This window comes from Nitrospinota bacterium, assembly GCA_027619975.1.
GTDB lineage: Bacteria > Nitrospinota > Nitrospinia > Nitrospinales > VA-1 > JADFGI01.
On the sequence record JAQCGX010000011.1, the window covers coordinates 1 to 18,782 of the forward strand.

Annotated in this window: 19 protein-coding genes; 14 read left to right on the forward strand and 5 right to left on the reverse strand. The window is 47.6% G+C overall.

Annotation, left to right across the window (positions count from 1 at the left end):
* Positions 1–112 precede the first annotated feature (112 nt).
* The 3 genes from gcvT to gcvPA all read left to right on the forward strand — a co-directional run bounded on the left by gcvT (position 113) and on the right by gcvPA (position 3,127).
* Positions 113–1,231 (forward strand): glycine cleavage system aminomethyltransferase GcvT, encoded by a 1,119-nt coding sequence (gene gcvT / locus O3C58_05525; GenBank protein ID MDA0691319.1) that lies wholly within the window; start codon positions 113–115, stop codon positions 1,229–1,231.
* Between the two features lie 62 nt (positions 1,232–1,293).
* Positions 1,294–1,680: a glycine cleavage system protein GcvH gene (gcvH, locus tag O3C58_05530; GenBank protein MDA0691320.1), complete on the forward strand. Its 387-nt coding sequence runs from the start codon at positions 1,294–1,296 to the stop codon at positions 1,678–1,680.
* Between the two features lie 97 nt (positions 1,681–1,777).
* A complete protein-coding gene (gcvPA, locus tag O3C58_05535; protein MDA0691321.1) occupies positions 1,778–3,127 on the forward strand; it encodes an aminomethyl-transferring glycine dehydrogenase subunit GcvPA in 1,350 nt (449 codons plus the stop codon).
* Positions 3,128–3,191: 64 nt separating this feature from the next.
* Here the strand turns inward: gcvPA and O3C58_05540 are convergent, their stop codons facing one another.
* Positions 3,192–4,607: a dihydrolipoyl dehydrogenase gene (locus O3C58_05540; GenBank protein ID MDA0691322.1), complete on the reverse strand. Its 1,416-nt coding sequence runs from the start codon at positions 4,605–4,607 to the stop codon at positions 3,192–3,194.
* A gap of 1 nt (position 4,608) precedes the next feature.
* Positions 4,609–5,139 (reverse strand): tetratricopeptide repeat protein, encoded by a 531-nt coding sequence (locus tag O3C58_05545; protein ID MDA0691323.1) that lies wholly within the window; start codon positions 5,137–5,139, stop codon positions 4,609–4,611.
* A gap of 244 nt (positions 5,140–5,383) precedes the next feature.
* Between O3C58_05545 and O3C58_05550 the strand changes: the two genes are divergently transcribed.
* Both O3C58_05550 and O3C58_05555 read left to right on the forward strand, forming a co-directional pair.
* Positions 5,384–5,656, forward strand: a complete 273-nt coding sequence (locus O3C58_05550; GenBank protein ID MDA0691324.1) for a hypothetical protein — start codon at positions 5,384–5,386, stop codon at positions 5,654–5,656.
* 10 nt (positions 5,657–5,666) lie between these two features.
* Complete coding sequence (locus O3C58_05555) at positions 5,667–5,990, forward strand: hypothetical protein (GenBank protein MDA0691325.1); 324 nt, start codon at positions 5,667–5,669, stop codon at positions 5,988–5,990.
* Between the two features lie 49 nt (positions 5,991–6,039).
* Here the strand turns inward: O3C58_05555 and O3C58_05560 are convergent, their stop codons facing one another.
* The 3 genes from O3C58_05560 to O3C58_05570 all read right to left on the reverse strand — a co-directional run bounded on the left by O3C58_05560 (position 6,040) and on the right by O3C58_05570 (position 12,284).
* The gene (locus O3C58_05560; GenBank protein ID MDA0691326.1) at positions 6,040–8,520 is read right to left on the reverse strand and encodes a pentapeptide repeat-containing protein; all 2,481 of its coding nucleotides are present in this window, start codon (positions 8,518–8,520) and stop codon (positions 6,040–6,042) included.
* Positions 8,521–8,720: 200 nt separating this feature from the next.
* Positions 8,721–11,462 (reverse strand): MMPL family transporter, encoded by a 2,742-nt coding sequence (locus O3C58_05565; GenBank protein ID MDA0691327.1) that lies wholly within the window; start codon positions 11,460–11,462, stop codon positions 8,721–8,723.
* Between the two features lie 252 nt (positions 11,463–11,714).
* Positions 11,715–12,284 (reverse strand): acyloxyacyl hydrolase, encoded by a 570-nt coding sequence (locus O3C58_05570; protein ID MDA0691328.1) that lies wholly within the window; start codon positions 12,282–12,284, stop codon positions 11,715–11,717.
* Positions 12,285–12,512: 228 nt separating this feature from the next.
* Between O3C58_05570 and tatA the strand changes: the two genes are divergently transcribed.
* From tatA to O3C58_05615, 9 genes are all read left to right on the forward strand, one after another.
* Entirely contained in the window at positions 12,513–12,791 is a 279-nt protein-coding gene (tatA, locus tag O3C58_05575; GenBank protein MDA0691329.1) for a twin-arginine translocase TatA/TatE family subunit, read from the forward strand.
* 231 nt (positions 12,792–13,022) lie between these two features.
* Entirely contained in the window at positions 13,023–13,652 is a 630-nt protein-coding gene (locus tag O3C58_05580; GenBank protein MDA0691330.1) for a sigma-70 family RNA polymerase sigma factor, read from the forward strand.
* Complete coding sequence (locus O3C58_05585) at positions 13,649–13,891, forward strand: zf-HC2 domain-containing protein (protein ID MDA0691331.1); 243 nt, start codon at positions 13,649–13,651, stop codon at positions 13,889–13,891. Before O3C58_05580 ends, O3C58_05585 begins: the two co-directional genes overlap by 4 nt.
* A 207-nt stretch (positions 13,892–14,098) precedes the next feature.
* Positions 14,099–14,587, forward strand: coding sequence for a bifunctional nuclease family protein (locus O3C58_05590; protein ID MDA0691332.1), 489 nt, complete (start codon positions 14,099–14,101; stop codon positions 14,585–14,587).
* Positions 14,588–14,749: 162 nt separating this feature from the next.
* On the forward strand, positions 14,750–15,622 hold the full coding sequence (locus O3C58_05595; protein ID MDA0691333.1) for an NAD(+)/NADH kinase: 873 nt from the start codon (positions 14,750–14,752) through the stop codon (positions 15,620–15,622).
* 16 nt (positions 15,623–15,638) lie between these two features.
* Positions 15,639–16,586: an N-acetylmuramoyl-L-alanine amidase gene (locus O3C58_05600; protein MDA0691334.1), complete on the forward strand. Its 948-nt coding sequence runs from the start codon at positions 15,639–15,641 to the stop codon at positions 16,584–16,586.
* A 208-nt stretch (positions 16,587–16,794) separates the two neighbouring features.
* Positions 16,795–17,247, forward strand: a complete 453-nt coding sequence (locus tag O3C58_05605) for an SH3 domain-containing protein (protein ID MDA0691335.1) — start codon at positions 16,795–16,797, stop codon at positions 17,245–17,247.
* 51 nt (positions 17,248–17,298) lie between these two features.
* The gene (locus tag O3C58_05610) at positions 17,299–18,294 is read left to right on the forward strand and encodes a M48 family metallopeptidase (GenBank protein ID MDA0691336.1); all 996 of its coding nucleotides are present in this window, start codon (positions 17,299–17,301) and stop codon (positions 18,292–18,294) included.
* Positions 18,291–18,764 carry a hypothetical protein gene (locus tag O3C58_05615; protein ID MDA0691337.1) on the forward strand — a complete coding sequence of 158 codons (474 nt, stop codon included), beginning with the start codon at positions 18,291–18,293 and terminating at the stop codon, positions 18,762–18,764. The genes O3C58_05610 and O3C58_05615 overlap by 4 nt, the downstream gene beginning before the upstream one ends.
* The last annotated feature ends 18 nt before the right edge of the window (positions 18,765–18,782 follow it).

Here is an 18,782-nt window from a genome sequence, read left to right on the forward strand (position 1 = left end):
ATACCCTAATATCAAAACCCGGTAAACGGGAACCTTTTTTCTTCCTTGAACTCTCAAAGGAAATTGGTTATACAACCATGAACCTTATTCCAAGATAACAGATTCCCAAATTATGTCTCAAGAACCTTCCAACGCCTTGAAAACCACACCCCTTTTTGAATGTCACAAGAAGTTGGGCGCAAAACTTGTGCCCTTTGCCGGTTGGAACATGCCCATCCAATATGCAGGTGTCATTGAGGAACACCTATGTGTTCGTAACGGGGTCGGTATCTTCGACGTCAGTCATATGGGGGAAATAGACATCCGGGGAAAAGAATCCAAAAAACTGCTACAAAAACTGGTCACCAACGATATCGATACTATGTCGGACAACTCCATCCTCTATACCGTCATGTGCTATGAGGATGGCGGCATTGTGGACGACCTTCTGGTCCACCGTTTTTCCGAAAACCATTATTTTCTATGCGTCAACGCCGCAAACTCTGAAAAAGATTTCCAATGGGTGCAAAAAATTGCCAAGCCCTATGACGTTGAAATCCGCGATACCAGCTCCGAAATCGCGCAACTGGCCATTCAGGGGAAAGACGCCGAACCCTTACTGCAACAATTATGCGACGTTTCCCTGGATGACCTGGAATACTACCACTTTAAAAAAGGAAAAATCCACCATAATGATTGTTTAATTTCACGGACCGGATACACCGGGGAAGATGGATTCGAACTTTATATCGACTCCAACCTGGCGGAATCTGTATTCCAAAAAATCATGGAGGCTGGAAAATCATTTAATATTCAACCCATCGGTCTTGCGGCCCGCGATACCCTGCGTCTGGAAATGGGGTACGCGCTCTATGGAAACGATATCACAGCGGAAACCTCCCCTCTTGAGGCCGGTTTGGGATGGGTGGTCAAACTGCAAAAAGAAGATTTTATCGGCAAGGAAAGTCTTAAAAATCAAAAAGACGCCGGCCTGAAGAGAAAGTTGATGGGCATCAAGCTCCTGGGGAAAGGCGTTCTAAGACCCCACTACCCCGTATTTTCGGAAGATCAGATCGTGGGAGAGATAACCAGTGGAACATTTTCTCCCTCCTTGAATAGTGGGATCGGATTGTGCTATCTATCTATGGAGCACGCAAAAATCGGGTCCCGTCTGAGCGTTGGAATCAGAAACCAGAAAGTGCCTGCGGAAATCGTCAAACCGCCCTTTGTGCCCACCGGGGTTAAAAAGTAATCGCCCCATCGATATAATTTAGAGATTAATAAACTCATACAATCTAATCCTATGGAGGAAACATGGAGGTCCCAAAAGATCTTCGCTACACGATTGAACACGAATGGCTCCGAATTACCGGCAATAAAGGAGTGATCGGCATCACCCAGTTTGCCCAGGATCAACTTGGAGACGTGGTTTTTGTAGAATTGCCGCAAAAAGATTCCAAGGTCACCAAGGAATCAACGTTTGGAGTCGTCGAATCGGTCAAAACGGTTTCCGACCTCTACGCTCCGGCCAGTGGCAAAGTGATCGCCGTAAACACCGACCTGGAAACCCATCCCGAATTGGTCAACAGCGACCCGTACGGTAAAGGCTGGATTGCCGAAATCGAGATTTCCGATACAAAGGAAATTGAAAATCTCCTGACCCCTGAACAATACATTGCACAATGTGAAAAGGGACAGTGAGCTTGCGGCCAGGGCATCTAATTATCCCTGCCGCTTCTTTCGGTTACGACAAACGCCCTCCTAAATAAACTGATAACGCAGATAGGTTCTCGACTCGATGCGGTACATTCCCCATACAGAAAAAGACATCCAGGAAATGCTCGCCAAAATTGGCGTGAAAAATATTGAGGAAATTTTTCAAAGCATTCCCGAAGAATTGCGTCTTGGAGACAACCTCCTCAATTTACCCAAAAGCCTTTCAGAATCGGAATTGACCTCTTTCCTTGGCAACATGCAAAAGTGCAATGCCAATGCCGAAGAGGTGTCCCTTTTCATGGGAGCGGGGGCATACCGCCACTTCAGCCCGGTGTTGATCGATCATTTGATTTCACGGGGAGAGTTTGCAACCAGCTACACCCCCTACCAGCCCGAAGTCAGCCAGGGAACCCTGCAGGCGATTTTTGAATTCCAAACCATGATCGCCATGCTCACCGGCATGGACATCGCCAACGCCTCCATGTACGACGGAGCGTCCGCCCTCGCCGAAGCTGTGATCATGGCAAGCCGTTTGAACAATAAAAACGAAATTCTAATTTCCCGCGCCGTGCATCCCGAATACAGGCAAGTGGTGACAACCTACACCCAAGGCAACCCTATCGAACTGGTTGAAATCCCCTTTGCCACCAGCGGAAAAACAGATGTCGATTCCATAAAGAATCTTTTGACCGATCAAACCTCGGCGGTCGTTTTACAAAGCCCTAACTTTTTCGGAGTCATCGAGGAATACGCTTCCTTGAAAGAACAACTGGCGGAGCGCGGGGTGCTCCTGATCGTGGTCGTGGCAGAGGCGCTCTCCCTGGGCATCCTGAAACCACCGGGGGAACGAGGCGCCGATATCGTGGTCGGCGAAGGGCAATCCTTCGGGCTCTCGTTGTCTTTCGGCGGGCCTTATGTCGGATTTTTCGCCACCCAGGACAAATTTCTGCGCCAGACACCGGGCCGACTGGTCGGAGAAACCATCGACCGGGACGGACGCCGGTCCTACGTCCTCACCCTGTCCACCCGCGAACAGCATATCCGCAGAGAACGGGCGACATCCAACATCTGCACCAATCAAGGGTTGTGCGCTCTGGCGGCAACTATTTATCTCGCCACAATGGGCAAACAGGGATTACGTGAAGTCGCGTTGCTAAACGTGAGGAAAGCCGATTACCTGAAAAACCGACTGCGGAAGATCAAAGGCTTCAGCATCCGCTTCGACGCTGACACCTTCAACGAATTCGTCCTCGAATGCCCGAAGCCCGCGGAAGAAATCCGGGACAACCTGATGCAGGAAGCGCACATCCTCGCAGGCGTCCCGCTTGGAACCCACTACCCGGAACTCGAAAACTGCCTGCTCCTGTGCGCCACCGAGCTCAACACCCAGGAAGAGATGGACCGCCTCGCCGAGAAATTGGAGGGGATGTAGGTTCAATCCGCTCTAACCTTTAAAATCCTTCTAAACTCAAAACAAAATAAAAAAGTTAATCACTCTATCCCCTTGTTTCATTTAATTGTTCAATCAGGTCTTCGGCGGGATAGGTGATGATTTCCGACAAGGTGGGATGGTAGTGAGGAATTTTCACGAGGTCGTGAACGGTGCCGTGAAAATACATGAGGGTGATGAGTTGATGGATCAACTCTCCGGCTTCGGGGCCGACGATATGGGCGCCTAGAACTTCGCCCGTGTGGGGTTGGCATATTAATTTCACATGGCCGTGGGTTTCCCCCAGGCAGATGGATTTTCCATGATCGTCAAACGGATAGGACGCGACCAGATAAGGAATCTCTCTTGCCTTGCATTCTTTTTCGCTGAGGCCCACGCTGGCCACGGCGGGGTCGGTGAATACCACACTGGTTTTTAACCGGCCGTCCATGCACTGGGGCTTTTGATTGGGATAGACTGCATTATGCGCCGCGATCTCGCCCTGTTCGATGGCGATGTGAACGATCTCGTGCAAGCCGTTAACGTCACCGACGGCAAAGATATGCGGTTGGCTGGTGCGCATCTCTGAGTTCACTGCAATGCCTTTCTTCCCGGTTTTAACCCCTGCCGCTTCCAGGTTGAGCGTGTCCATGTTGGGACAGCGGCCCAGCGCTTGTAAAATTATCTCGCCCCGGACGCTTTTTTCCTCGCCTGCATGAACAAAACGGATAACCCGTTCATTCCCGTCTTTCGAAACATTGAGAAGTTTCGTTCCGGTATAGACATCCATGCCCTCTTCCCTGAGCCGGGCTTCCACGGGTCGGGCCATGTCTTCGTCGCCGCTGGAGAGTATGTGATGACTGCGCTGGATCAGGCTGGTTTTGACGCCGATGCGGGATAAGAACTGGGCAAGCTCGACGGCCACCGGCCCGGCCCCAAGGACGATTATGGATTTGGGGGTTTCGCGCAGTTCCAATATATCGTCGCTGGTGACATATCCCGCTTCTTCAAGACCGGGGATGGAAAAATGAGCGATTTTGGAACCGGTCGCGATGATGAAATTTTTAGCGCAGAGGATGCGGGTTCCGACTCGAACCTCGTGCGGGGATATGAAGGTGGCCAAATCCTCGAACAGGGTGAAGCGGGGGTCTTTCAGTTGTTCGGTGCGGTATTGAGCAAATTCTCCGATGATCCGGTTTTTGCGGTCGTTGATCGCGCCGAGATCAGCGCTGGCCTGAACAGGCATGAGCCCGAACTCCTGCGACCGCCCCATGAGCGCCATCACATCGGACGACCGAAGAATCGTTTTGGTCGGCATACAGCCTTTGAGAATGCACAACCCACCCAGCGGCCCCGGATCGACAATCGCGACGTTTGCCCCGGCCTCCTGGGCCGTCCGCGCTGCCGCATAGCCGCCCGACCCGCCTCCGATCACCAGCACATCGAAATTCATCAATGCCGACCCGTCTCTATCGCCAGCCAAATCAAAGGGTCCGGCACTCGTCTTCGGTCAGGTTGAATTCCCGACAGCACTCTTGTAGCAGGTCTATAGCATTTTTGGCCATGAATTCATCGCCGGTTTTTTGAAACATATCGCGGGCGGCCAGCAGATGGTGAATGGTTTCCTTGCCCCTTTTGATCGAATAATACAACATCGCCAGGTTGCTGTGAGCCTTACCAAATTCCGGGTTGATGCGAATAGCTTCGTTATAATGGTCAAATGCGCCGCTCGTTTCCCCAATCAGGTTGCAGACCACAGCCAGGCTGTAATGAACCATCGGAGATTCTGGTTTCAGGCGCAGGGCTTCCCGAAAGCATTTTGCCGCGTCCAGATTCATACGCAACTTGCCGTAGCGGATTCCCAGATTAAACTGGGCCATAAAATGGTCCGGATCGATTTTAACGGCTTGTTTATAAGCCTCCAGAGCAGTGGCGTGGTCGCTAAGCCGACCGGCAGCCAAGCCTTCCTGAAACAATTCTTCGGCGCTTTTGGTGGATGCAGATTCAGATGCCATGAATTTTCCTCATCTTTTCTTTATTTAAAAGGTGTTTAGGGAGTCATAATTGAAAACGGATTGCGATCTATGCTACCTTATTAGGGGTTCAAATTTCAACAATCCAGCACATTTATTGAGAAATTTTTTCCAGACACCTGAATCTCTGACAGCTCAGGGTTTTGGAGTTGCGAAATCCCAGCCCACCCGTTTTGCTTTTACCAACCGTTTAAAATTTTATTTTTTAGGAAGAGCGAATTAAATCATGACGGTAGAAAAAGGTTCTGAAGAGGAAAGATTGCTATTGGGAAATTGGATTAAAATGGGACAGGGACTCATTGTCGCCGGGTCGCCCATGGGCGGTTCCTACCTGGACACCAATATAAAAAGACCGGAAGATATTGAGAAAAAATCTATTGATTACGTAAAGTTCGACCACGAAGCTGCCAAAAAACTTCCCCATTTGAAAGGCCGGTTCCGATGGGATCTGGAGAAATATTACCGGGAGCGTTTTGGTCCCTACTTGCCGAAAGAATGATGCCTTCATAATGTCCCTAGTAAAAATTTCCGATCTTTCCGACGCTCCAGAAGATGCAAGCGGCAAAACCATCCAACTGAAGCATCCTTACACCAAAATCGAATATGACCTGGCTTTCTTCAAGGCAGAAGGAACCTATTACGTGATCACCGACAAATGTTCCAAATGCGGAGGCAGTCTGGGCAAAGGCCAACTGCGCGGCAAATTTGCGATATGCACAACTCAGGAATGCCTCTGGAATATCCAGAAAGGCTATTGTAAATTCGACCACAGCTCTGTCCTGCCCACCTACAAGGTCCAGGCGAAGGAAGACGGTTTGTACATCGAAATCTGAATCAACCTGACAAAATAATTTCGCCTCCAAAAATATCTAAAGACCAAATCTAATTTGAACCGGGATATAAGATTCCCAGGTCCTTTTGCAGATTCCTTTCAAAATGGCCCTCTCTCCAGTGGATGGAAAGTTGGATCTGATCGACAGTCAGATCCTGCACATCGTAAAAGAGGGTGTTGGAGATATCGGCATTGGTGAGGTCGGCTCCGGTGAGCTTGGCTCCTGAAAAATTTGCCATCACCAGGTTGGCTTCACGAAGGTCGGCGTAAGACAAATTCGCATTGGATAAATCGGCATGGGACAGGTCAGCAAACCGAAAATCTGCACCTCGCAGATCGGCCCCCTGCAGTTGAGCATATCTAAGATCCGACTGATACAGGTTGATGCCCACCAGAGAAGCTCGCTCCAGTTGAGCCTTGGTTAGAAACACTTCCGAGGCATTGGCATAATTAAGATTGGCGTCATTGAGCCGGACGCCCCGGACCCAGCGGATTTGTTTCGGGTCTGCTGGATCGTAGTTATCGGGTCTCTCAGAAACCTCCATCCCGGAAATATCCGCCTTGAGCCAGGGGCTGAGACCGCGTTTGATTTTATCGTCTACTTTAAGCTCGAAAAGGACGTTGGACTTTATCTCCCAGGGCAGCCAACGGATTTCCAGTGTGGCTGTTTCCGGTTTTCCATGAATCGCTTTAAAAGTCAGGCTGGACGTGAACAAAAGAAATGGCAGGACGATGACTCCCGAAACAATTCCCGCTTTCAGTAAAGACAATTTTTTACTCCGCAACGTGTGCTTGGCCAATTGGTGCAGGCAGGTTGCGGCCACCAGAGATAGCATAAATAAAATAATGTGAATCCAAGACCCCAGCCCATCGTGACGAACCAAATAACACGCCCAAAAAACGGCTATCGTAACAGGTGTTGCGTACCAGGCCATCGTCACCACTATAATATTTCTCAGGGTGGAAATGCACCTTTCCATGCTCAACAAACTTCTGCAATGGTAAAAGAATCCTTTTCCTTCTGATTCTTTTGGGAAAAAATTCCGTATCCAGGTATTGAGGAGCCAGGGGTAAATTTTTTCATCCAGCGCCATGCCATCGGGGAACACTCCGGGGAGTTTGGAAATCAACCGCCACTGGTGCTGAAGCTGGAGATGAAAATAAAGGAACAGCACCAAAAGAACCACGGGGACAAAAATATAAAACCCCACAATGGGTAAGTGCATCTGGATTCCAAAGACTGGGGAAATCCTGGCATTGGTCAGAAGTTCAACATCGCGAGTGGAGGCAAGGGCCAGTCCCGAAATAACCATGAGGGCGATGAGCCAGGAGAAAAGTTTTCTGGCAAATCGGGAGGCATCGGCAATGGACTGCAACGTTTCAAACCAGCGCAAATCCTCCGGCATTTCCGCGTTGGTCATATCCGCCCCACAAAAGTTCATCCCGCCTGTTCGGGCACCTGTTAATTGCGCCCGAATCATCACCGCACCTTTGAAATTGGCATCAGTGAGATCGGCATATCTCAAATCCGCATCGACCAGTTTGGTGCCGGTAAGATTAGCCCTGGTAAAGTTGACATTTCCAGGAACCGTCAAATCCAATCGGGTGCGGGTGAGGTCGGCAAAAGACAAGTTGCAGTGATCCATGTTGGCCAACTCCAGCCGGGCATTACGCAAAGAGGCCCCTTTCAGGTTGGCTCCCGTCAGCTCGACTCTCCCCAAATTGGCGTCATCCAGGTTGGTTTCTTGCAGGTGGGTTCCCGTCAAATTTGCAAACTCCAAATCGGCGCCGCTCAGATTGGATCTTTTAAAAATGGCATTTATGAAGATCGCTTTTCGCAGATTGGCTTTACTGAGTTTGGTTTTTGAAAACGTTGCGCCGGTGAAATCCGCTTCCTGAAAATCAGCTTCCGAAAGGGTGGTTTCCTCAAAGGTCGCCTTTGCCAGCACGGCCAGATTAAAACTCGAAGTCTGAATATTTGCTTTGGAAAAATTTGCTCCGGTCAAATCCGCCTTATCGACTCGGGATTGAACCAGGGTGGCCGCTGAAAAATTTGATTTGCCCAGTTTGGCTTCCTGAAGATTTGATTCTCGAAAAACGGCTTGAGAGAAATTTGATTCGGAAAGATCAAGAGACTGAAAGTTGACACGTGTCAGAACTGCCTTGGAGAAATTAACGCCTTTGCCCCTGGCTCCCTCCCAAAGCGTTTCTTCCAAATCCGCTTCTGAGAAATTCGCGCCTTTCAACACCGCCCCGTTGAATAGGGCGCCTGCCAGTTTCGCACCTTGAAAATTGGCACCCGTGAGGTCGGCACTCATCAGATTACACCCGGACAAGTCGGATCGGGAAAAATCGACTCCATAGAGATTCTGGGAAGAAAAGTCCGCGAATTTCAAATCCAAACTGGAAAACTGGGGTTTCCGGGAGGCGGAGGGATTCTGTTGCCATTCCTGCATTTGCCGCAGTTTCTCTTCCCATTGCAGGCGGGAAACTTTTACTATGGGTTCGATTTTTTCCTGAGTTTCGCTCATGCGGGTCAATCATCCACTAATCAGAAACCAATCAAAGAGGCCCTCTGAAAATAGATTTTTTTCGGCTTGTGCAATCGCCAGCCCCTGAATCAATCGCGCTGGCTGAGTATCAAATTTATTTTTTCACGGCACTCTAAAAGGATTTTAGCAGAAAATACGTCGGGAGGGGGCGAAGATTTACGGACTCTGAAACCTGGGTTTTAAATTTGCCAACCTTTGACGGTGGCAAGTTTCAAAAACGCAGGAACAATGGTGACGGATGCCAGCAGGCAACTCCCCACCCCCAGTGTCAATACCAGCCCCAAACTGAATATGCCCTGATGATCGGCAACCATCATACTTCCAAAACCCACCATGGTGGTTAGAGAAGTGAGAACGACTGCCATCCCTGTACTTTTTGAAAGGACGGTGATGGTTTTGTCCGTTTCTTCACGATAACGATGGATGATGTGAATTCCGTCGACCACCCCGATGCCGAGGATGAGGGGAAGAATGACCAGGTTGGCCAAATTGAACTGAACATCAAGAAGGTCCATGATGCCGATGGTCCAAAGAGATCCTACAATCACCGGAAGAAAGATAAACACAGCGGTTTTCAGTTTTTTAAACGTCAGCAAAACAAAAATCAGGATCGCCGTCATGGCATAGATACCACCATTAATATATCCTTCTTTCATCAATCGGCTCGACTCAAACATGTGCACCGCATTCCCAACCACATTGGGGTCCACTTGCCTCAATTGACTCAAAAACTGTTCTCTCTGAGTAAGATCCCATATATCCACAGCGGGAAAAATTGAAATCAGGAATCGACCCTTGTTGCTGATGAATCGTTCTCTCATCTCCTTCGGAAGCTTGTCTATTACGACGGGTGAGGGATTGGCGTTTTTGCTAAGATCGGTGATCTTACTTCTATAGTCGACGAATAACTTTTTAGAGAAATTCCCAAGCCTTTCCTGAGCCACTTTTGGCTCGGCGCTTGAAAGTTCATCCATAAACCGACGCACCCAGAGACCTGCTTCTTCAACCGCGCCGGTGGGTTTCTCATCTTCTTTACTGCGTATTTTAAATTGGATTTTCTTTATCGTCCGGGTGAGGGATTTCAGAAAAAACGGGGTATCGGCCTCTTCCACTTTAAGATTAGCGAGAAGAGGGGAAACGCCCTTAATAAACTCTATTTTTTCCGGTTGGTTTTTTGGAATCAGGGAAAGGATGCTTTCCACTTCTCCAACGGTGGACAGGTTCTTGACCGCTTCAAGTTTCCTTTGCGCCTCCTCCTGGGTATCGGCGATCATAGCCGCAGACCAGGCGGAACGCTTCGCATTTTCAAGAATTTTCATCTCATATTGAACCGCTTCCGTATTCTTTGCCTGAAGCTTGAGGAGATTGTAATCAAACTTCAAGCCGGGGAGAGCCAGAGCGGATATTCCCACCAAAACCAGGCAAACAATAATAATCGCATAATAATGAGAGTATAAATTTTCAATCCATTGCTTCTTTTCTACGGAACCGCCTACATGGTTGTAATCTGTTTTGCGCCACTTTTCTTCTACGGCGAGCAACGCCGGGAGCAAAAGAATCATGGCGAGCATGCAAAATAAAATTCCCCAGGCGGCAATCCATCCCAATTCGGAAATTCCAATAAAGTCTGTCAAAGTCATGGCGCCAAAAGCCATGGCGGTGGTAATGGCCCCTGCAAAATTACCTCGGCCCGTCCCTTGCAGGGTTTTTTGAAAAGAAGAAAGAACGTCTCTGCCCGATTGCCGCTCCTCCTTGTAACGTTCTAGAATATGGATACCGAAGTCGATTCCCAATCCGATCAGAATGGTCGTGAATACCACAGAGAGGATATTCAAGTGTCCTACTGTCAGCGTGGTAAACCCCATCGACCAGCAAATGGCAATCACCAGGCAGAAAACGGCCATCAAGGGTTTAACGACGCCCCGAAACACCAGGATAAACAGAAGGGAAACTCCTGCCAGAGCGATAAGGGTCGCTTTCTTAACATCGCTCTGGGTCGTTACCATCTCATCGGAGGCAATGACGTCTTCTCCGGTAATGCCCACCCGGATTTCAGGATGTTGCTCCAGGGTTTCATCGACCAGCTTCCTGGCAAATTCAATGGATTCCCGGTACCCCGTAAAAACCGTCTCATCCTCTCTGGGAGTCACCAGAATAAACATCAAATCATTTTCACCGGAAACCAGATACCCCTCTTTTTCCAGAGAATCTTCCTCGCCGGTAAAAAACGAACCCCAGGGGGACCGATAAGGAGCATCGTCCTTGAGATGCGCCACCATTTGTTTGAGGAGGGAAGTCAATAAACTGAGGTCGGCAGTGTCATCCTTTTCCTCATCTCCGGTTCCGATAAAATCGGACATCAGGGACTCCACCATCCCGGAACTTATTTCCGAGTTGATGCTTCTAAGGAGCTGGTTCAATCCGGGGGATGCATTCACAGCATCCAGGAACTGCTGATGCTCCTTGATTTTTTGCACCAGATCGACAAGGTCTTTTTGGTCCAGGAAAAGAAGGGCTTTGTCTGTGAAGTAAGTGGTATCGATTTTATAGAAAACGTCGGAAAAAACGGCAGGATGGGATTTGAACTTGTGCGCCAACGCTTCGATAAAGTTTTTTTTCTGCTCCGGGTCCTCCCCCTCGACCACCACGATCATCCCATCGAAGTCCTCGAACTCACTTCGAAATATTTCATGACGCTTGACATACGGAAGGTCTTTGGCAACAAGATCTCCTCTGCCCGTTTTAAATGTAAGGAACTCCGCAGTCACCCAAACGGAAAGGACGGCTACAATCAGGGAAACTGCAATGACAGAAATAGAGTGGGAATAAGCGAAGTTTTCTATACGGGAAAAAACCCGGTCCAGAATATTTTTTGCATCGAGGGAATTCTTGCTATTTTTCCCATCCTTCTGCGACATCATGGAAAAATCCTGGTTGAATGAGGAAAAAAGTTGGACACCTCAGGATTTCACCATGCCGAAATTTTACAATCAGACATGTTGATTCCTAATCTTCGCCGTACAGGCTACACCGGTTTCCAGAAAATCGTAAATTAAGTTCAACATGGAAAGAAACGGAAAATTGACGAGCGAGGCCGGGAATTCTGCAAGAATCCGTTTAACTACAGGAAGAAAATCAATCCCCAGGGACCGCCGGGCAAAATTTATCTTGCGTTAAAACTGGAGGCCTAAAGTAATAACATGTGCATTCAAACCTATATTGGGGACTTTAGTATTTGCATTGGAAATATGTAACATGCGGTAATTCAAGGAATAGGACCATTTATCCAAAAAATACTCCAGCCCCAATCCCCCCTGCAAAAGGAATTGAAATTCGCCTCCCAACTCGCGATTTGCAGGTTCATCCCAGTCTGTCCAGGCGACTCCAGCCCCAATCAAAGCAGTGGGAGCCCACCGTCTCTTGGAATCCAGGAATTTATATTGAAACAGAAGGGGGGAGACTCCCAGTAAATTTTCTCCATCATGATTCAAAGTGTGGGCCACCCCGGCTTCCAAATGCCAGTTCCAGGCACCCTGATACCATGAGTTTCCCATCAAGCCAGTGAGATTATATTGGTAATTAGGGAGAAAAAACAGGGCGGTGATATCTGTCCGGTCGCGCCCCCCCGGAATATTTTCCGTAACACCCAACCCAGCTTGAATTCCGAAAGAGTCGGAGCCTTTTTTAAATTGATCCGTAAAATGGGTGTCTTCAGCGGTCACGGGGGTTGCAATCACAGCCATCAGCAAAACTATCCCAAAAAAACTATTCGTCAGTTTCTTCATCGCTCTCTGAATATTGAATATTAGAATTAAAAATAGGCCAAAGAAGAGTATCCGTCCACGAATATTGGACCTGAATTTTACCACAGAAATTATTGATTTCCAGAAGTTTATTAGTTTGCCAACAATTTTTCAGGGTGTTATAATCGCAAAATTATTTAACAAAATTTAACAAAAGGGCTTTTTCTCATGATGGGTATCGGTTTTCCAGAGTTGATGATTATTTTGGTCATTATTATGATTATTTTTGGCGCTGGGAAACTTCCCGAAATCGGCAGCGCCTTTGGAAACAGTATCAGAAATTTTAAAAAATCGATGAAAGAGGCGGATGAGATAAAAGACGATATGGATGTCAATAAAGCTCTTAATGAAAATGCTCCCGCCAAGGCAGAAATTGAAGGGAAAAACGAGAATTCGGAATCCTCGAAAGAAGAAGTCCCTGCAACTGAAGAGCCACAGACAAAATAACACCCTCCTTTTTTTCTTCAGGGAGGGTGATACCATCGTATAGCAATCCCTGAGAAGGGTCCTCAAAGCCTTTTTTACAACAAAGTCCGCAATTCGTTGCATCGCTTTCAATCCTGAAGCATCTATATACTAAGGGAAAGCGAGGTTTCTGGAACTCCAGGAGAACCCTGTTTTAAGGTAAGAATGGGAAACCAGCAAAAAGCTGCCCCTTAATTGGTAAAATACTGGAATATGTCATTCACTCAAAACAAGGAAACTAAAGAAGCTGAAGAAGCTCTTGTCAGAGAATTTCAAGCGGGGAATCTCGACGCGTACGATAAGATAGCGGAGATATACCAGAAGAAAATCTACGCTCTCAGTTTCAATCTGATGCGCAACACGATGGACGCGCAGGATGTGACTCAGGAGGTTTTACTGACCCTCTTTAGAAAAGTGAATACGTTTAAGGGGAATTCCGCGTTCTCCAGCTGGGTGTACCGCATTACCCTGAATGCCACCTACATGAAAATGCGGAGCAAAAAAAAGGAACCCAATGTTTCATTGGAAGATTTGCTCCCTTCATACAATTCGTCAGGCTATCAGCATGAGAAAATTACAGATTGGTCTGAAAATGCTGAATCCCTATTGTTTGCGAATGAAACCAGGGAAGTCATACAAAAAGCCGTAGACCAGTTGCCGGAAAAAGAGAAAGTCGTCTTTATGCTTCGCGATGGGGAAGGCTTATCGACTGAAAAAGTCAGCGAGATCCTGGATCTTACAATTCCTGCCGTAAAATCCAGGTTGCACCGAGCAAGATTATTTTTAAGAAAAAAACTTTCTCCTTATTGTGAAGAATATCACTCCCAGAGAGAAGAAAAATGATTTGCTGTAAAGAATGCCTGGAATTATTATCCGATTATCTGGATGGAGAGCTGGACCCACAAACAAGTTCTTCCCTGAATGAGCACTTTCAAGATTGCCCTCCATGCGTCGCTTTTTTAAACACATTTAAAACCTCAACGAACCTGTGCAGGGAAACAATCCGTCAGGTTGATCTTCCAGAAGTGGTACAGATCAAGTTGAAAGAATTTCTTGCCAAAAATACCCGGAAAAAAGATTAATCCTCTCTCCTTCCGTGTGGTGTTATTCTCTGAAAACATTAGGGGTTCTCGATGGTTTCGGAATACAGCCGTTGACAAAGTTATTGATTAACTATAGTCTGGATCAGGTGTTATTTAGCAATAAACGGCTCTTATCCTTTGCTCAAAGGGAGTCAGTAAATCCCGGCTTTGCCCATTATTTTTTAGCATTTAAAAAGGTTCCCCCTCATGGTTGAAATGAAGGTTGAAGGATTGACTTTGGATCCTCTTACCAATATGCCTATCATCATTTTAAAAGATGCCTCGGGAACCAAAGCGTTGCCGATTTGGGTGGGATATTTTGAAGCCAACGCCATTGCCCTCGAAATTGAGAAAATAACCACCCCCCGGCCCATGACTCATGACCTTTTGAGAAATCTCATTGATACCATGAATGCCAAGATCAATCATATCCTCGTCTCGGAATTAAAGGACAATACCTTTTACGCGATCATCTCTCTTGCATTTGATGGCAACACCGTGTCCATCGACTCCAGGCCCAGTGATGCCATTGCTTTGGCTCTTAGAACCAAATCGCCGATTTACGTTGAAGAGCAGGTGATTGAGGCCGCCAAAAGTCTGGACCTTCCGAATACTGAAATCACCAAAGTAGACGAAAAAAAGCAATGGAAAGACTGGTTGCAAAATATCAAGCCTCAAGACTTCGGCAAGGAATAAAATCTTGAGTTGCCAAACTTTTTGTTCCCCACTTTAAAATATTCTCTATACTTATCCTTGAAGTTTTTAAGGACACGATGTCTTTGAATTTTTTTAAGACAGAACTGGCCCTGTTAAATATTCCACCCACTCATTCCTGAAATATTACCATCGGGCTAACCTGTGAAAAAAATAGGCGTCTTCTGCAAACAGAAAGTTCCCGTAGGCCGGGAAGTCCTGACCGAACTGACCCAATGGCTGAACAAAAAAGGTCGCGAGGTGCTCCTCGATAAGGACACCGCCAGCATCATGGGGCAAGTTTCGTCCTATGAAAGAAATGATATTCCTGCCCACGCGGATCTTATTATTGTGCTCGGCGGCGATGGAACGTTATTGAGTGTCGCCCGAATCGCCCACCCATTTGACGTTCCGATTCTGGCCGTCAACCTCGGTAGCCTGGGATTTCTTACCGAGATCACGTTGCCGGATCTTTATGAGGTGCTTGAAAATGTTTTAAACGGGCAGTATGAACATGAATCGCGCATGCTTCTGAACGCCTCTTTATGGAGAGATGGTGAAAAGGTCAACGACTACCATGTTTTGAATGACGCCGTCATCAACAAAGGGGCTCTGGCCCGCATTGTCAATCTGGAAGTCCGCGTCAATAACCAATACATGACCTCTTACCGGGCCGATGGTCTCATCGTCGCCACGCCTACAGGCTCGACTGCCTACTCCCTGTCAGCCGGCGGCCCCATCATCCATCCCAGCATGAACGCCCTGGTTCTCAGTCCCATCTGCCCATTCACCCTGACCAACCGTTCGATCGTGATTCCCGATCAATCCCTCATCCAAGTCGAACTTGCCACCGAAAACGAAAAAGTGCGGGTGACGTTGGATGGCCAGGATAGTTGTGATATGGTCCAGGGTGATGTATTGGAATTAAAAAAGTCCCAGACCACCGTCAAACTGATCCAGGTTCCCGGCAAGAATTATTATCAAATTCTGCGCAAGAAACTGCATTGGGGCAGTAACGCGGATAACATCAAATCATAATCCTCTCCCTGAATGCATGCCTTTGATGACATCCTCTCCCGGTAACTCCCGAGTCAACAATCAAAGCATCATCGCCTGCGGTCAAAGCGTGGACATCGGCACACCTGTGGTTCTATGGACGGATAAAAAAGGCTATGTCTGCCCCAACAAACGCGGGCGAGAAAATTGCACCCAGCACGACCCGGTTTTGAACGATCAACCCACGCTGGCCGACTCCTTTTATCAAATCAAAGACTCCCCCTCCGCTTATGACGAGCTAAAGGAAACTGTATACCAGTTTATTCTGCATTACGACGTCTGTTACTGCTCCTGGCAATGCCATCAGCTCATGAAGGACAGTACCTTCAAGGGAAGCCAGTTTTATCTTGATCTGGATGGAACCATTTATCAGACCTGTGATCTGTACTGGAAAACAAACACCGGACCCGCCGATGACCGAATCGGAAATGAACGGTCCGTACATGTGGAAATGGCTAACCTCTCATGGGAAGCTCTGAAACAAGAGTCCGAGCTTTATCAGGTGACCCAGGATCAATACCGGAAGATTAAGAAGGAATGGCAATTCATGCTTCCGACAACCTACCGGGAAAAATTACGAACACCAAATTTTAAGGCGGCCCCGGCGCGTGCCCATAAAACACGCGGCTATTTCAGCCGACCTATCAATGGCAGGATGGTTCGCATGTGGGATTTCACCGAAGAGCAATACCAGGCCCTGATCAAACTGTGCCTGGGCGTCCACCAGTTGCTTCCCAAGGTAAAACTTGCCGTCCCTTACGATGACGCAACTCGCAGAGTTCCCTTCGATAGAATTCAAAATTTTTCCAGTTTTTCAGGAATCCTCGGACATTGCCACATACAACAAGGAGGCGCTTCCAACCTGAAGACCAAATATGATCCTGGTTCCGCCTTCAATTGGTCGCGATTGCGCAAAGCGTTTTTGCAAGCCTCCCGGAAAGTATGAAGAGTTTAAAAACCACTTCCTGTTCATCAATTTCGTTCTCCCCGTCCCCATTCACAAAAAGTTGTTGACCTCACTCCCTGTTTGGGGATAGCCTGAATACATCGATTCATATAAATAATAAAATTATGAGCCCTATTAAAAATAATTTAAAAACCATAACTTTTTTTTGCTCCATCTCCTGATTTTTCTTTTGGTTGGGCTGGGGTTCGTGACTGATGTCACCGCACAAACTTTATACGTTAAAAAATCAGGGACGAATCTCCAGGCCTCTGATTCGGCCAAGTCGAAAGTGATCGCAACCCTGAGCCAGGGAACTTCGGTTCAGGTGATCAAAAAAGACAGTAAATTTTATCAGGTATCCGCCGGTGGGCAAACGGGCTGGATTTTCAAGTTCAAATTAACCGACAAGGCCCCCGAAAAATCAGGCGGCGATGCCGGTTTATTGGGCGCATTGGGAGGAAGACAGAAAATAGCGGCCAATGAAGCCTCCTCTGGGTCGAGCATCCGTGGACTGAGCCCCATTGCTGAAAGGCACGCGAAAAATAAGGGCATCGCGGAAGCAGATATTCAGGCCGTAAAACAAATGGAAGCATTCCATGTCGATCCCAAAGCAATGGAAGCTTTTCTTAAAGAAGGGAAGTTGGGAGAATACGGGCAATAAAGTTCAAACTGTCTTCACTTCCTCTACTAAATAATTTCGGTGAAATTTGAAATGAAAAAAACCATTTTATTCCTCACTCTGTCTATTGTAAGTCTGCTGTGGGTGCAACCCTCGCATTCTTTTCGGTTGGATAAGTTTCTTGAGGAAGTGACCAAGCCTCCCCCCGAACCCAAAAAACAACAAAGTCAGGAACCTGCGCAGGCGACCGAACCCCCTCATCAACCGGCCCAGCAAAAAGATGGCGGCGGCTTGATTGGCCTGGGAGAATCCTTCGGCATCTTTGACGAAAAAACGACAAAAATTTTAAAATCGAGTGTCGGCACTCTGCAGGCCTTTCAGCCGATTGGCCTGGAAGAAGAAAAAGCCATTGGCGGGTCACTGGCATTGCAGGTCTTCAATAAGTTTGGCGGCGTGTATAAAAACCCCGCTCTGCAAAACTATGTCAATCTGTTGGGAAAATCGGTGGCCGAGGTTTCCGACCGACCGGAAATTGAATACCATTTTGCCGTGCTGAATACAGACGCTCCCAACGCTTTCGCCACACCCGGAGGTTACGTTTTTGTAAGCGCCGGTCTCTTGCGTCTATTGCAGAATGAAGCTCAATTAGCCGGTGTGCTGGGGCACGAAATCGCCCACATCACCCAAAAACACGCATTGAAAACCCTGCAACGCAGCAAAATGCTTTCGGGATTGAGTGGCCTGACAATGGCGGCCATGGATAAAGACAATAGTTTGTTCGACCAGGTCATCAACGAGGTTTCCGAGGTTCTCTTCACCCGTGGGTTGGATAAGGACCTCGAATTTGAAGCGGACAAATTTGGAATGGAATATGCCTATCGAATGGGCTATCACCCGGAAGGGCTGAAGAATTTTCTCCGAGTTCTCGGAAAATCCCAGGGAAGAGAATCTTCTATATTTCTCAGCACCCATCCCAGCCCGGCCTCCCGTTTCCAACAGCTTCTTGGATTATTACCCCAGTATAAGGGGGTCGCCCTCTATCCGGTACTCTCCAGGCGTTATCAGTCGACCATCAAAGGGCAATTATGAAGAAAACAGGAATCTTCCGGGAAGAACTCCCCGGAGAGAGAAAAAGCATCGTCAATCTGTTGATGACGGGGTACATCGTTACCATTTCATGTTTAGGCTATGCGGCGTTTTATATCTTTATCCAGATGGGACAACTGGAACGTATTGTCAACGCCATCAATATTGAAACTCAAACTCCGGAGCAGGTCCAGTTGCTAAAAAACCGGATGATCCGAAGCACCGGTCAATTGAAGAATGAAATCGTGGGGCTATCCATTTTAGGCAGTTTGATATCCCTCATCGGCGGTATCTATACGATCAACATGGTGATTCGGCCTCTGCGCAAGCTCGTTGAATACACAGAAAAAAACGGCGAAACCACCCTTCCCGAATTCAAGACCAACACCGAGATCAAACAACTGGCAACCGCAATCACGGAACACTTTTCCCACTCCACGCCAACTTCCTCACCCATTGATTCGAAAAATTAGACCTTAGAATATAGGGTA

What these genes read in the sequence shown, in the direction of transcription:
- gcvT (MDA0691319.1), top strand. Translation starts at nt 113, where the DNA reads ATGTCTCAAGAACCTTCCAACGCCTTGAAAACCACACCCCTTTTTGAA.
- gcvH (MDA0691320.1), top strand. Translation starts at nt 1,294, where the DNA reads ATGGAGGTCCCAAAAGATCTTCGCTACACGATTGAACACGAATGGCTC.
- gcvPA (MDA0691321.1), top strand. Translation starts at nt 1,778, where the DNA reads ATGCGGTACATTCCCCATACAGAAAAAGACATCCAGGAAATGCTCGCC.
- O3C58_05545 (MDA0691323.1), bottom strand. Translation starts at nt 5,139, where the DNA reads ATGGCATCTGAATCTGCATCCACCAAAAGCGCCGAAGAATTGTTTCAG.
- O3C58_05550 (MDA0691324.1), top strand. Translation starts at nt 5,384, where the DNA reads ATGACGGTAGAAAAAGGTTCTGAAGAGGAAAGATTGCTATTGGGAAAT.
- O3C58_05555 (MDA0691325.1), top strand. Translation starts at nt 5,667, where the DNA reads ATGTCCCTAGTAAAAATTTCCGATCTTTCCGACGCTCCAGAAGATGCA.
- O3C58_05560 (MDA0691326.1), bottom strand. Translation starts at nt 8,520, where the DNA reads ATGAGCGAAACTCAGGAAAAAATCGAACCCATAGTAAAAGTTTCCCGC.
- O3C58_05565 (MDA0691327.1), bottom strand. Translation starts at nt 11,462, where the DNA reads ATGATGTCGCAGAAGGATGGGAAAAATAGCAAGAATTCCCTCGATGCA.
- O3C58_05570 (MDA0691328.1), bottom strand. Translation starts at nt 12,284, where the DNA reads ATGGCTGTGATTGCAACCCCCGTGACCGCTGAAGACACCCATTTTACG.
- tatA (MDA0691329.1), top strand. Translation starts at nt 12,513, where the DNA reads ATGATGGGTATCGGTTTTCCAGAGTTGATGATTATTTTGGTCATTATT.
- O3C58_05580 (MDA0691330.1), top strand. Translation starts at nt 13,023, where the DNA reads ATGTCATTCACTCAAAACAAGGAAACTAAAGAAGCTGAAGAAGCTCTT.
- O3C58_05585 (MDA0691331.1), top strand. Translation starts at nt 13,649, where the DNA reads ATGATTTGCTGTAAAGAATGCCTGGAATTATTATCCGATTATCTGGAT.
- O3C58_05590 (MDA0691332.1), top strand. Translation starts at nt 14,099, where the DNA reads ATGGTTGAAATGAAGGTTGAAGGATTGACTTTGGATCCTCTTACCAAT.
- O3C58_05600 (MDA0691334.1), top strand. Translation starts at nt 15,639, where the DNA reads ATGCCTTTGATGACATCCTCTCCCGGTAACTCCCGAGTCAACAATCAA.
- O3C58_05610 (MDA0691336.1), top strand. Translation starts at nt 17,299, where the DNA reads ATGAAAAAAACCATTTTATTCCTCACTCTGTCTATTGTAAGTCTGCTG.
- O3C58_05615 (MDA0691337.1), top strand. Translation starts at nt 18,291, where the DNA reads ATGAAGAAAACAGGAATCTTCCGGGAAGAACTCCCCGGAGAGAGAAAA.